At 63.8% G+C, this 13,107-nt stretch carries 14 protein-coding genes, 1 tRNA gene and 1 riboswitch; of the genes, 2 read left to right on the top strand and 13 right to left on the bottom strand.

Annotated elements, in window-relative coordinates:
- Positions 1–46: 46 nt before the first annotated feature.
- Positions 47–1,273, bottom strand: a complete 1,227-nt coding sequence (locus Q1A53_RS14295) for an extracellular solute-binding protein (protein ID WP_299967995.1) — start codon at positions 1,271–1,273, stop codon at positions 47–49.
- 82 nt (positions 1,274–1,355) lie between these two features.
- A complete protein-coding gene (locus Q1A53_RS14290; protein ID WP_299967993.1) occupies positions 1,356–2,405 on the bottom strand; it encodes an ABC transporter ATP-binding protein in 1,050 nt (349 codons plus the stop codon).
- A 131-nt stretch (positions 2,406–2,536) separates the two neighbouring features.
- On the opposite strand from Q1A53_RS14290, the gene Q1A53_RS14285 reads away from it, so the two are divergent.
- Entirely contained in the window at positions 2,537–3,574 is a 1,038-nt protein-coding gene (locus Q1A53_RS14285; RefSeq protein ID WP_299967991.1) for a nuclear transport factor 2 family protein, read from the top strand.
- A gap of 99 nt (positions 3,575–3,673) precedes the next feature.
- Here the strand turns inward: Q1A53_RS14285 and Q1A53_RS14280 are convergent, their stop codons facing one another.
- From Q1A53_RS14280 to Q1A53_RS14230, 11 genes are all read right to left on the bottom strand, one after another.
- Entirely contained in the window at positions 3,674–4,423 is a 750-nt protein-coding gene (locus tag Q1A53_RS14280; protein ID WP_299967988.1) for an ABC transporter permease, read from the bottom strand.
- Complete coding sequence (locus tag Q1A53_RS14275; RefSeq protein WP_299967985.1) at positions 4,420–5,148, bottom strand: ABC transporter ATP-binding protein; 729 nt, start codon at positions 5,146–5,148, stop codon at positions 4,420–4,422. The genes Q1A53_RS14280 and Q1A53_RS14275 overlap by 4 nt, the downstream gene beginning before the upstream one ends.
- Positions 5,145–5,825, bottom strand: coding sequence for a TenA family protein (locus Q1A53_RS14270; RefSeq protein WP_299967983.1), 681 nt, complete (start codon positions 5,823–5,825; stop codon positions 5,145–5,147). The genes Q1A53_RS14275 and Q1A53_RS14270 overlap by 4 nt, the downstream gene beginning before the upstream one ends.
- The gene (locus tag Q1A53_RS14265; protein WP_299967981.1) at positions 5,822–6,760 is read right to left on the bottom strand and encodes an ABC transporter substrate-binding protein; all 939 of its coding nucleotides are present in this window, start codon (positions 6,758–6,760) and stop codon (positions 5,822–5,824) included. Before Q1A53_RS14265 ends, Q1A53_RS14270 begins: the two co-directional genes overlap by 4 nt.
- 5 nt (positions 6,761–6,765) lie before the next feature.
- Positions 6,766–7,752, bottom strand: coding sequence for a HesA/MoeB/ThiF family protein (locus Q1A53_RS14260; RefSeq protein ID WP_299967979.1), 987 nt, complete (start codon positions 7,750–7,752; stop codon positions 6,766–6,768).
- On the bottom strand, positions 7,749–8,345 hold the full coding sequence (locus tag Q1A53_RS14255) for a thiamine phosphate synthase (protein ID WP_299967977.1): 597 nt from the start codon (positions 8,343–8,345) through the stop codon (positions 7,749–7,751). Before Q1A53_RS14255 ends, Q1A53_RS14260 begins: the two co-directional genes overlap by 4 nt.
- Positions 8,342–9,115: a thiazole synthase gene (locus tag Q1A53_RS14250; RefSeq protein ID WP_299967974.1), complete on the bottom strand. Its 774-nt coding sequence runs from the start codon at positions 9,113–9,115 to the stop codon at positions 8,342–8,344. Before Q1A53_RS14250 ends, Q1A53_RS14255 begins: the two co-directional genes overlap by 4 nt.
- A gap of 1 nt (position 9,116) precedes the next feature.
- Positions 9,117–9,314, bottom strand: a complete 198-nt coding sequence (gene thiS, locus Q1A53_RS14245; RefSeq protein WP_299967971.1) for a sulfur carrier protein ThiS — start codon at positions 9,312–9,314, stop codon at positions 9,117–9,119.
- A complete protein-coding gene (locus tag Q1A53_RS14240; RefSeq protein WP_299967969.1) occupies positions 9,298–10,293 on the bottom strand; it encodes an FAD-dependent oxidoreductase in 996 nt (331 codons plus the stop codon). The genes thiS and Q1A53_RS14240 overlap by 17 nt, the downstream gene beginning before the upstream one ends.
- On the bottom strand, positions 10,290–11,096 hold the full coding sequence (gene thiD / locus Q1A53_RS14235) for a bifunctional hydroxymethylpyrimidine kinase/phosphomethylpyrimidine kinase (protein WP_299967966.1): 807 nt from the start codon (positions 11,094–11,096) through the stop codon (positions 10,290–10,292). Before thiD ends, Q1A53_RS14240 begins: the two co-directional genes overlap by 4 nt.
- A 58-nt stretch (positions 11,097–11,154) precedes the next feature.
- A riboswitch (TPP riboswitch) is annotated at positions 11,155–11,255 on the bottom strand.
- A gap of 817 nt (positions 11,256–12,072) precedes the next feature.
- Complete coding sequence (locus tag Q1A53_RS14230) at positions 12,073–12,588, bottom strand: Hint domain-containing protein (protein WP_299967962.1); 516 nt, start codon at positions 12,586–12,588, stop codon at positions 12,073–12,075.
- 164 nt (positions 12,589–12,752) lie between these two features.
- Here Q1A53_RS14230 and Q1A53_RS14225 point away from each other — a divergent pair.
- Positions 12,753–12,836, top strand: a tRNA-Leu gene (locus tag Q1A53_RS14225).
- The last annotated feature ends 271 nt before the right edge of the window (positions 12,837–13,107 follow it).

Raw genomic sequence — 13,107 nt, 5'->3', positions numbered from 1 at the left:
TGCAGACCCCTCCGGCGCGGTGCCGCGCCGGAGGGCGTGCAGCTTCCTATTGCAGGAAACCCTTTTCCTTGGCCGCTGTTGTATATGCGGCCTCTACGTCGGCCAGCGCCTGCTCGGCACTTTCCTTGCCCAGCAGGAAGTCTGCCAGGTTGTCACCCAGTGACGTGTGCAACAGCCCCATGTAGGGCAGCATCGGGTAGGAGGGCGTGCCCTTGGCGATGGCATCAAAGACACCATCGTTGACGGGCGCCGGCTCATACCCTTCGATCATCCAGACAGCCTGACCCATGGTTTCCTCGTTCAGGATGGCGGGGCTGATACCATGTGACATCGCCTTGAAGGTGGCGACCGCATCCTCGTCAGAGATGTTCTTGGCCACGGTCCAACCATCCCACCAGAGGGTCGACGCAGGGGTCCCGCTGTCGCCGACCATCAGCGGACCGCTGACGGCAATATTGGTATAGACCTCTTCGGCGGCACCCTCGCTGTCCATCAATGGCCCCACGCGCGACCCCCACATATTCATGAGCATGACGTTACCTGCTTCCATCTCCGCACCCGTCGCGTTGGAATCGTGGGTGAGAAAATCGGGGTTCATGTATTCGGTCAGCGCCTTCATCATCTCAAGCGCTGCCACACCCTGTTCGTTGTTGATCGCCACCTCAGCCGACCCGGGCGCAAAGAATTCGCCACCGTGACCGATGTACATGTTGATGAATTCCTGCGCGAGGTTCCAGCCCGCCGCATAGGCGCCGCCCACGGGATACTGGCTGATACCCGCATCGCGGATCTTTTCCGCCGCGACCAGCACCTCTTCGTAGGATGTGGGCACACCGACGCCGACCTCTTCCAGCACATCCTTGCGATACGCGAGTGTCTGGGCGTTCGCCATGAAGGCAACCGCGATGATCTTGCCGTCGATGGTGATCAACTGCCGCTTGGGAATGTCCTGACCGTATTCGGCCACCAGATCGTCCAGCGGGCGCAGCACGTCTTCGTTGATCAGCGCCACCACGGAGGAATTCGCAATGATCGCGGTGCTGTATTCCGCCGGATTGCCTTGCATGCCCGCAAGGTTGATTTTCTGATGATCCGCGGTCAGGTTCGCCTTTACCTCACCGCCAGCGCATTTGGCAGCGGTCTTGGCGACCGTCTGGATGGCCGGAAATTCATTGCCGACAATACTGACGTTGCCAGGTATTTCGCAGGCTGCAACCGCGCCGGCGGCTGCGAATGTCATTGCGCCCGTCAGCGCGATTTTTCTCAGAAACATGGTGTCTCTTCTCCCTGTAAAGATGGATGCACCTTCGAAGACTGCATCCGTTGCTCCCGCCGCAGCGGGAAATCCCTGGCCATCATGCGTCGATGCGCGCGCCTGACGTGGTGTCGAAAAGATGGCAAAACTGCTTGTCTACCGAGATCGACACCGGATCGGCGATATCGGCGCGGAAGGTTTTGTCAGCCTTGACGCTGACCAATGCGCCACTGATCCGGACGCTGACCATGGTCGCATCCCCCAGCAGTTCCATCGTGTAGATCGGTGCCGTGATCTGCCCACCTTGGGTGGCGACCTGCGCATCCTCGGCGCGAAAGCCCAGCGTCACTTTTCCATCCGGTGCGTCCAGCCCGGCAATCTCCACATTGGGCGCGCGGAAGGTGCCGCCCGTCATATCGCCTTCGATCAGGTTCATGGCAGGATTGCCGATAAAGCTCGCAACGAATGCGTTGGCCGGACGGTCGTAGATCTCCGTCGGGCTGCCCACCTGCTGGACGACGCCGCCCTTCATCACCACGACCCTGTCGGCAAGCGTCATTGCCTCGATCTGGTCATGGGTCACGTAGATCGTCGTGACCGCCAGCTCGTGGCTGAGGTTCTTGATCTGCGCCCGGGTGGACACGCGCAGCTTGGCATCGAGGTTCGACAGCGGCTCGTCCATCAGAAAGACATTGGGCTCGCGCACGATGGCCCGGGCCAGCGCCACGCGCTGCCGCTGCCCGCCCGACAGCTCCGCCGGTTTGCGGTGCAGGAACTCGTCCAATTCCACCATGGCGCTGGCGCGGCGCACCTTTTCATCGTGTGTGCTGGGATCGATCTTGCGCACTTTCAGCGGGAACCGAATGTTCTCGTAGACATTCATGTTGGGATAGAGCGCGTAGCTCTGGAAAACCATCGCGACATCACGGTCCTTTGGCTCCAGATCGTTGACCCGGTCCCCATCCACCAGAATGTCGCCACCGCTGGCATCCTCCAGCCCCGCGATCATCCGCATTGTCGTGGTCTTGCCGCAGCCCGACGGCCCCAACAGGACCAAGAATTCCTTGTCAGCGATGGTCAGATCGAAGTTATCGACGCCGACGAAAGAGCCCCACCGCTTGGACAAGTTGCGCAATTGTATCTCAGCCATGGTGCCCCCCGACACATGATGCGGCGCTTTATTTTACCGCAGCCCATCACAACCATAGACATCAGCGGTCCGCTTTGGCAACGTATTTTGCAATCGAATGCAAAACCGCCCCAGCGAGCAATGAGCGCCCCATGAATCCTGATTTTAGTGAAGAAAAACAAATTGTTCTTAGGTTCTACGCCCAACTGGACGGTGCGGCGGAAGAGGACATCCCGACGGTGATGGAGCAGTTCGCGCGTGACGGGTATCGGTGGCGCGGCTATCATCCTTTCAACGAAATCAGCAGCGCGCGGGAGGTGGGCGAATCGTTTTGGATCCCCCTGCGTCAGGCACTCACGTCGCTCCAGCGGCGCATGGATGTCTTCATAGCAGGACAGAACAGCGTCGCCGAGCAAGGCGGTGTCTGGGTGGTCTCCATGGGCCATCTGATGGGTCTCTTCGACCGGCCGTGGCTGGGCATTCCACCCACCGGCAAAATCGCCATGCTGCGGTATTGTGCCTTTCACCGCGTCACGGACGGTCAGATCGCCGAGACGGCGATGTACTTCGACATCCCGCACCTGATGCGGCAGGCGGGTCTGACCGTGTTTGCCCCCCAGACCGCAGCACATCTGATCCAGCCCGGTCCCATGACCCACGATGGCGTGATGATGACCCCCCGGTGTCCCGCCGCCGGAGCAGAGACGCTTGCGCTGATCGAACGGATGATCAGCGATCTGGGCCAATGGAACAGCGGGCTCACGCTGGAGGAGGAGCTGCGACGGACATGGGCAGAGGATATGCTGTGGTGGGGTCCCGAAGGCATTGGCGCGACCTACACGATCGAACGCTACGCCAAACAGCACGCAGGCCCCTTCCGCGCGACCTTCACCAACCGCTCGAAAACCCGACATGTCGCCCGGCTGGCCGAAGGCCATTTCGGCGGATTTTTCGGCTGGCCCAATTTCACCGCGGTCCCCGCGGATGGCTTCATGGGGATGCCCTCAACCGATACCGCGGGCGAGTTCCGCGTGATGGACATCTACCGGCGTGATGGTGACAGGCTGGCCGAGAACTGGATCTTTATCGATCTTCTGCACTTCTGGAAAATGCAGGGCACCGACATTCTCGCCCGTACCGCCGATATCACCGCGGGCCCCGGATCTGTCACCACCGGCGCCCTGGTCTGAAGGGTGCCGCCCCTGGCCCGTGGGCCAGGCAGCCGCCGATCCTCCTCGATGGAGGTGAGGCGGCTTGTCCCCCGTGCGCTCGGCACTGATCCGAAACCCCTAGTCAGCCGCCCGACCCTGCGCATAGAGCGTCAGCCGCGCGGCGAGCCTGCCTACCAGCAGATGCAACATCACCGTCAGGCAGGCCAGAACGATCAGGCTGGCGAACATCAGATCTATCTTGGCCCGCCCGTTGGCCAGCAGCATCAGATAGCCCAGCCCGCGCGACGCGCCCACCCATTCGCCGATGACAGCACCGATCGGCGCGTAGACTGCCGCCAGCTTCAGACCGCTGCCAAGGCTCGGCAAGGCTGACGGGATCTGAACATGCCGCATGAACCGCCATGTCCCCGCGTCCATGGTCCGCGCCAGATCCCGGACGCCACGATCCACCCGCGTCAACCCGTCGTGAAAGGCCGAGGTTACCGGGAAGTAGATGATCAGCACCGCCATCACGATCTTGGAGGCCATCCCGTAGCCGAACCACAGCGTCAGCAGCGGCGCCAGCGCAAAGACGGGCACGGCTTGCGTAAAGACCAGGATCGGCAGCATCAGCCTCTCGGCGGTTCTGGACAGCGCCAACTGGATCGCCGTCGCCACACCCAGAGCTGTCCCGATCACCAGCCCCAGAAAGACCTCCACCGCCGTGACCCAGGCGTTCTGTGCGATGAGCACTCGGCTCTGGTAGGCGGCCTCCGCCACGCGCGCCGGTGAGGGCAGGATGAAATGCGGCGCATCTGTCAGAACGACGATCGCCTGCCACAGGCCGAGCCCGACCAGCAGGGCCAGCAGACTGTCGCGCAGCTTCATGCGGCGGCCCGGGGATGACGCAGATGGTCCAACAGTCGCGTCTGGCAGTCGAGCGCCTCGGCATCACTGACCGGCCTGGGCGTCGCACTTCGCGGGGCAGGCCAAGCTGTCATCCCCTGAGCTGACATGACCACGATCCCATGCCCCAGACGCGCCGCCTCCGCCGGATCATGGGTGACCAGCAAGACCGTCCGGCCCTGCAGAAGCGCCGCGGCCAACTCCTGCATATCCGCCCGCGTCCCCGCATCCAGCGCGGAGAAAGGCTCATCCAGCAGCACGACAGGCCGGTCCTCGAACAAAGTCCGCGCGAGCGCCGCGCGCTGACGCATCCCCCCCGATAACGCAGGGGGGCGCTTGCCCGCATGCGGCCCCAATCCTACGCGGTCCAGCAGCGCGGATGCCCTTGCCACATCCACTCTCTCGCCGCGCAACCGCGCGCCGATGCAGACGTTCTCGCGCACCGTCAGCCAGGGCAACAGCAGATCCGATTGCGCCATGTAGGTGATCCGACCGGTCAACGCCGCACCGTCCGTGGCCGCAATCCGCCCGGTGAAGACACCGCCTGTCTCCAACCCGAGGATCAGCCGCAGGATTGTGGATTTACCCACACCGGACCGCCCCAGCAGACAGGTCCACCGGGCCGCCGGGATCATCAGCTCCGCATCGAAAAGCGGCAGGCCGCCGATCGAGTGCTGCCCTTCCAGACTGATGCCCGGCGCGCTCACCCATCCAACCCCATCTGCCAGAAGCCGACCTCAAGCTCCGTGGCCCTGGTGAACCGCGCCTGCAAGGCATCCGCGCGGGGCGACCCTTGCAAACTACCCCCCCGTCGCGCCACGGCCCTGTCGATCATCGCACCCACATCTCGGCACAGCCCCTGATACTCTGCACCCGCGTAGGTCTCGATCCAGAGGGCGTAGGGGGTATCCGCCGTATCACCGTTGGCCAGCCGTGCGCCGATCTCGCCGTAGCCCATGACGCAGGGCGCCAGAGCGGCCATCATGTCCAGAAAGTCACCTTGCAGCCCCGCGTCCAGCACAAATCGCGTATAGGCTAGGTTCGCGGTGGCCTCCGTGGCACCAAAAAGCGTTGCCTCATCAATGCCCTCTGCCGCACAGGTCTTTACGTGCAATGCCATCTCGTGGTTCACCAGCGCATCGACCGTCCCGGCACAGACGCGCATCTCATCGAGCGTTTCTGATTTCACCACTGCCAGCGACCACGCCCGGGCGAAATGCACCAGAAAGACGTAGTCCTGTACCAGATAGGTCAGGAACGCCGCACGCGGCAGCGTCCCGTCGCCCAGCCCTTGCACAAAGGCGTGGTGAGTGTAGTGCCGCCACGGCTCTGCCGCGCCCCCGCGCCAGACCGCGAAACTCGCGCCATAGTCGGGCGCCGTCATTGGGCCGTCACGTCAATCGTGATCATGTCCACAGGGTTTTGCGACGGGATCAGCCCGGCCTCGTTCAGGAACGCCTCGAACGCGGCATAGCGGCCTGCATCCATGGCCGTTGGACGCAGCGCAAAGCGCGGCAGCGTATCGACCCAAGCCTTTGCGTTCAGCTCATCCTGCAGCTCCACCGACGTCCCCGCAAAGATCTCCCAGCTGTCCTCCGGATGATTCACGATGTACTGCGTCGCCTTCTCCGTCGCGGCGAGGAACCGCGCGATCATCTCCTTGTCCATGCTATCCGTGTTGGCCACATAGATCAGCTCATCATAGGGCGGCAGCCCTTCTTCCTCGACGAAGAAACAGCGCCCCTCGACACCCTCGATCTCCATCTGGTTGAGCTCGAAATTCCGGAAGGCCCCGATCACCGCATCGACCTGTCCCGACATCAGCGACGGCGACAGCGACCAGTTCACATTGATCAGCTCGATGTCCTCCAGCGACAGCCCGTGATGCCGCAGGATGGAGCCCAGAACCGCCTCTTCGACCCCGCCTACGGAGAAACCGACCTTCTTGCCCGCGAGATCCGCCGGGCTGGTGACCGGCCCGTCGGCGAGGACCAGCAGACAGTTGAGCGGCGTCGCCACAAGCGTGCCGACCCGTTGCAAGGGCAAACCCTCGTGGATCTGCAAATGCAGTTGCGGCTGGTAGGAAATCGCCAGATCCGCCTTTCCTGCCGCAACCAGCTTGGGCGGATCGGACGGATCAGCCGGAGCGATGATGTCCACCTCCAGATCGACATCCGCGAAATACCCTTTCTCCTGCGCGATGATCAGCGGCCCGTGGTCGGGATTGATGAACCAATCGAGCAGGACCGTCATCTCGTCAGCGGCCAGAGCCGGCGGTGCCAGCAGCGCAAGTGCGGCTGTGAGGGGGATATGTTTCATGCAAACTACCTTTGTTGTGCGGGCATCATGCCCATGGCAATGAGGGTGATGTCGCCGTCCCAGTAGGACCGCAGATGAGAGGCCGCCTGCCATGCGCGCAGGCCGGACGCACAGGCAAAGACGGCCCTTTGGCCGGGAGCGGGGCGCGGGATTTCGGCGCGAAAGGCTGCAACGTCGAGGCGGCACGCGCTTGAGACGACCGGCTGGGGAGCTTCTTCGGTGCCGCGCAGCTCAACCACGTAATCGCCCGCTGTGATCTGGCCGGGCGCGATGAAAGACAGGTCATTCTCCGGCTCGGGCGCGCCGTCAAATCGAAAGCCGCCCGTGCGCCACCCCTGCATGTCAAAGTGCAAAAGCTGCCCCAAGGGCGAAGGTGTCTGTCCCACCAGCACAGCCAGCGCCATCTGCACCTGCGCAGCCCCGATCATGCCCACCACCGGACCCATGACACCTGCGGTGGCACAGGTTGCCGCGCGCTCCGGCAGATCCTCGAACACCGCCCGTAGCGAGGGCGCTGTCCCGCAAAACCCGCCCACATACCCGCCAAACCCCAGAGCGGAGGCGCTGATCAGCGGCACACCTGCCGCACGGCACGCATCGGAGAGTACGTAGCTGACGGCAAAACTGTCCGCACAATCCAGCGCGACCGTGCTGCCATCCACCAGCCCCGGCGCTGTAAGAGGATCCAGCGGGTGAGTGTGCGCGGTGATCTCGCACGTACTGTTCAACTGGCGCAGTGTCGCGGCGGCGACTTCGGCCTTGGGCAGGCCAACATCCGCCTCGCGAAAGAGGGTCTGGCGGTGCAGGTTGGACAGCGCGACGCGGTCTCCATCAACGATCGTAAGATGCCCAACACCCGCCCCCGCCAGATACTGCAGCACCGGTGCGCCCAGGCCACCGGCGCCGACGACCAGAACGCGCGCCGCGGCGATGGCCCGCTGGCCCGCGGCGCCCACCTCGGGCAGGCAGGTCTGGCGCGCGTAACGGCTCACCGTGTCGCCACCAGCCACTGGCGCACCCGGGCTTCCGGATCATCGGACAGGGTGATGTCCGTCACCGCAGACACGACATCGGCGCCTGCCTCAAACGCGCCTGCAGCGCGCGCAACCGTCATCCCCCCGATCGCGATCAGCGGTGTCTCACCGACAAGACCGCGCCATGTGCTCAACCGGTCGAGACCCTGCTCATGCCACTTCATCTTTTTCAGGATCGTCGGGTAGATCGGACCGAGTGCGATGTAATCGGGTTCCAGCGCCAGTGCGCGCGCAAGCTCCGCCCTGTCATGGGTGCTGATGCCCAGTTGCATCCCCGCGGCCCGGATCGCGGGCACATCCGCCGTGTCGAGATCTTCCTGACCCAAATGGACGTAGCCGCAACCTGCGTCGATCGCCGCCTGCCAGTGGTCGTTGATCACCAGCGTACATCCATGCGCCCCACACACCGCCCGCGAGCGGCGGATGTGATCGCGCAGCTCTGGCGCGGGCACGTCTTTCACGCGCAGCTGGACGAGCTTGATGCCCAGCGGGATCAGACGTTCCATCCACGCCGCGCTGTCGAAAATCGGGTAGAAGCGGTCCAGTTTCATGACAGAAACGCCGTGCCGATCACGGGGGTGGAGGGCGCTGCCATATCGCGCGGTTCCATCGGGTCGGCGACAGCCGCAAGCTGGCCTGCCCGGATCGCAGTGGCAAAGGCTTCGGCCATGATCGCCGGATCCCCCGCCTTGGCCACGGCGGTATTGAGCAGGATCGCATCATAGCCAAGCTCCATCGCTGCTGCCGCCTGCGAGGGCAGCCCGAGCCCTGCGTCGATCACCAGCGGCACATCCGGGAAATGCGCCCGCATCGCGCGCAGACCAAAGACATTGTTGAGCCCCAGCCCCGATCCGATGGGCGCGCCCCAGGGCATCAGAACCTCGCAACCCGCGCCCAACAGCCTGTCGGCCACCACCAGATCCTCGGTCGTGTAGGGGAAGACCTGAAACCCGTCCTCCGTCAGGATGCGCGCCGCCTCGACGAGGCCAAAGACATCCGGCTGCAGCGTGTCCTCCTCGCCAATGACCTCCAGCTTGATCCATTTGGTATCAAAGACTTCGCGCGCCATATGCGCCGTGGTCACCGCCTCCTTGACGCTGTGACACCCGGCGGTGTTGGGCAGCACGTGCACGCCCAACCCGCGGATCAGCGTCCAGAAATCCTGCCCCGCCCGGTCGCCGCCGCTTTCGCGCCGCAGGGACACCGTCGCGACACTCGCACCGCTGCGCCGGAATGCCTCTGCCAGCACCGCCGGAGAGGGATATTGCGCCGTGCCGAGCATCAAGCCGTTGGCCAGTGTCACGCCGTAGAAATCCCGCATCTCAGCCCCCCTGCATGGGCGCGAGGACTTCGATGCTATCACCATCCGCCAGCGTATGAATGGCGCGCGCGGATCCGGGCACAAATGTGCCGTTCACGGCCGTGGCCACCTTGGCCCCGCCGTAGCCCTCCGCCACCAAAAGGTCAGCCAGCGTACCGGCCTCCGAGGTGATCCGCGCCCCGTTAAGCTGCAACTTCATCCTGTACCTCCGGTGTTTTGCCGTCAAAAATCATCTCTGCCACCATGCGCGCCAGCGCGGGTGCCAGCAAAAACCCGTGCCGAAACAGGCCGTTGACCCGGATCAACGAACCCTCGCGGCGGATCCGCGGCAGGTTGTCGGCAAAGGCCGGGCGGCTGTCCACGCCGATCTCCAGCACGTCGGCCTCGCCAAAGGCCGGATGCAGCGCGTAGGCAGCAGTCAGCAGCTCCAGCAACGCCCGCGCCGTCACATGCCGCCCCGCGCTGCCCTCCACCATCGTGGCGCCCAGCATGAAGACACCGTCCCCGCGCGGCACGATGTAAAGCGGCAGACGCGGATGCAGCAGGCGAATGGGGCGGCGCAAGTCCACCTCCGGGCAGGACAGCACAACCATCTCGCCTTTGACGCCGCGCAGATCTGACAACGTGTCGCGCGCCGCAAACCCGCGGCAGTCGATGGTCAGACCGCGTACGGCGTGATCCTCGGGCCGCGCCTCCTCCTGACGCAGGGTGACCCCCTCTGCGATCAGACCGTCGCGCAGCTGCGCCAAGGCCGCCCGGGGATCCAGATGCGCTTCACTTTCGAAGAAGAGACCCCTGGAAAAGCGCGCGTCCAGATCCGGTTCAAGCGCCGCGATCTCGGCCTGGGTCACGTCGCGATGCGTGGTCGTGCGCCGGGCAAAGCGGGCAAGATCGGCCCTGTCGCGCGCAGACGCCACCACCAGCGAACCGCAGCGCTGGAGAACATCAGTGTGCCTGGCCCACCAGCTGGCCGCCTCCCCGCCCAGCCGCACCACCGGTTCCTCGGCGCTTTCGCCTTCACAGAAGGGCGCGAGCATGCCGCCCGCCCACCACGAACAGGCGTGGGGCCCGGGGGTCGTGCGGCGGTCAATCAGCACCACATCAGCACCGCGGTCACGCAACGCCCGCGCGACACACAGCCCAGCAACACCCGCACCGATGACGGTGATAGTGCTCATCCCCACAGCCCGTGGAAATGATGCACTGGCCCGTGGCCCGCGCCGATCCGCAGATCATCCGCAGCTTGGATCGCCGCCTGCAGATAGCCGTGGGCGCTTGCTACTGCGGCCTCGACCCCCTGCCCGCGCGCCATCAGCGCCGCGATGGTCGCCGAGTAGGTGCAGCCCGTGCCGTGGGTGTTTTTGGTCGCCTGACGCGGTGCGCTATGTGTCGCCAGAATGCCCGTGCCATCGACCAGCAAGTCCGTGCAGGTTTGACCGTCAGCGTGCCCCCCCTTCATCAGTACCGCCTCGGGACCAAGCGCCAGAAGTGCTGCGGCCTGCGCTGACATGGCCTCAGGGGTCTCCGCTTGCGGAGTGCCGGTGAGCTGTGCGGCTTCGGGGAGATTGGGGGTCAGGAGCGTCGCCAACGGCAGAATGTCACGGACCATGGCGGCAACGGCGTCCTCTTTCAGCAGCGCGTCGCCGGATTTCGCGATCATGACCGGATCCACCACGATCGGGCCGTCGAATGTATGCAATGCTGTCGCCACGGCTGAAATGATCGGAACGGAGAACAGCATGCCGAGCTTGATGGCCCGCACGTCGAGATCCGACAGCACCGCGGCAAGCTGCTCCGCCACGAGGTGGGCCGGCACCTCATGGACTGCCGTTACCGCTATGGTGTTCTGCGCCGTCACGGCGGTGATCACGCTGGCACCATAGACGCCGTTGGCAGACATGGCTTTCAGATCCGCCTGGATCCCGGCACCACCGCCACTGTCCGACCCGGCAACGGTCAAGGCAATCGGGGGATAGGTCACGTCACACGGGCCTCCGGTTGGGGGACTTGACGACGCGAAAGCGGGAAACGGTGCGATCAAAGCACGTGTACCCGTTCCCTACGCCGGCATTGTCCGGATCAGGTTCGACGGGTCGGTGCGAACACCTCTCAGCCCTTACGGGCCCCCCGACGGATAAATTTGCCGATTCGGCCCACAGGGCCTCCTCTGCGTATTAGGGGTAGTCCATCGACCGGGGATGAGCAACGGTCCTTGAGCCCCGTGCGTTCAAGCGTCTGCCTAGTCACGCTTGGAGGCTGGTTGCCTTGGCCGCGAATTGGCAGCGTGGCGACAGGTCTGCTGCGCCAATCGCGGCACGGTTGGTGGCCGGTGTCGGCGCGGGGAAGCATGCCCGTCCCGGACGTTTGGTGGAAAGTAGATTGCGCCGCATTGGCCGAGCGCCGATGATCCTTTGGGCCCAAGCCTCCTCGACATCGCCGAGCATCCGAGAGGGAATACATACCGGGTGCCTCGCGTGTCGCGTTTAGATCCTGGAAGCAGCGCGCTGACAATCAGTTCGGGTCGTTTCGGGCCGCTCAGGTATCAGTCATCGGAGGGCATAATCGGGTGTCAGCGGCTGCCGCACTGCTGCGCCTGGTCCCTTGTTTCGATACCTGCTGAAGCGCCTGACTTGCTGGCGATGGAATATCGAGAGGCTGCGATCTGCTTTGAAGTGGTTGTGGCCTTTCAGGACTAAACGATTGGCAAAAAACTATCTAACATACTGATTTAATTACTTTATACTTGCGAACCACATCGCGAGCCGACCGGTGGTGAACCCACCGAACTGACCCGCGGAACAGCGGCGTTAGCGCCGTGGTCATGGTTTGCGTACCGAGGCCACACGATTGGTCGGGGCGGCCCGGCCTCTCGGACAGGCGGAGGCGATCAGCGGGATGAGCCGTGCCTCTAAAGCTACGTTGCCTCGATGGACGGAAGACACCCGACCGGTTGCCTCTCAGCACGCCTGATCCAGACGCACATCGCCAACCAGATCAGAAGTTCCCAGTTCCAGGCCATCGGCGAGCAGGATCTGAGGGGTGTCGCAGAAGACCCGGTGGATGGTGACGGCGTGCTGGCCGAGATGGCGCACAAATTCGCCATCAATCAAGCGTCTTGCCTCCACCAAGGCGGCGGGCGCACCACAAAAGGCCGCCGCGCGCCAGTCCTGGAGATAGATCGTCTGATCAGCGATCAGCAATGCGTCCCGGTCCGTGCGGTTATGGCTGAGCGATCCGGCAATCACATAGACCACAGGTGCCACGAGGCTGAGCGCCTCCACCCGCGTGATCGGCGCGGCACCACTGCGTGTCAGCACGACATCCCCGGGCGACAATGCCTCCACCGAGCGCTCGCCGGTGTTGGTTGTCACACGCGCACCTGTGACGAGCCCGGCGAGGCCGACCCATGGCTGGGCATCGACCGGTCCGGCATCCATCAAGCGCGCCTGTCGCGTGGCACGCCCGGGTTTCATGACGACAATCCCATCTTCATGCCCGCATTAAACAGCGGTTTTGATAACGTCTGATTAAGATCAGGCGCTTTCCGGGCGACGGGTACCGGCTATGGTACCCGATGCCGCGGGATCCACAGCAAAGCCTTGCGCGTGGGCGATCTGCTCGCTATGCCGGGGACATTGCGGGCGTGGCGGAATGGTAGACGCGCTGGTTTTAGGTACCAGTTCCTTACGGAGTGTGGGTTCAAGTCCCTCCGCCCGCACCATATCTGATTTCCCGGCACAATTTTCCGCTAAAGCATTGAACGGAAATGCTATTTCCGGTGTTCGAGGTCCCTTATCTCGGTGGTAGCGAAGGGGGGCTGTGAGCACCAGTTTAAGGATAGCACGGCGCAGTTCAAAGTTGCCTTTTTCCCATACTTTCCAGGGGCTTGAGAGGAATTTGAGGGTGTGTTCGAGTGCCTCCTCGAACGACCGGCGTGGTTGCCCCTGATTTTGCAGCTTTTCTTCGAGCGCGGCCTTGTTCAACTCAAGCTC

Origin of the sequence: uncultured Roseobacter sp. (genome assembly GCF_947496515.1) — a bacterium.
GTDB lineage: Bacteria > Pseudomonadota > Alphaproteobacteria > Rhodobacterales > Rhodobacteraceae > Roseobacter.
Note: the sequence above shows the minus strand (reverse complement) of the source record. Positions and strands in the feature narration are given on the sequence as shown.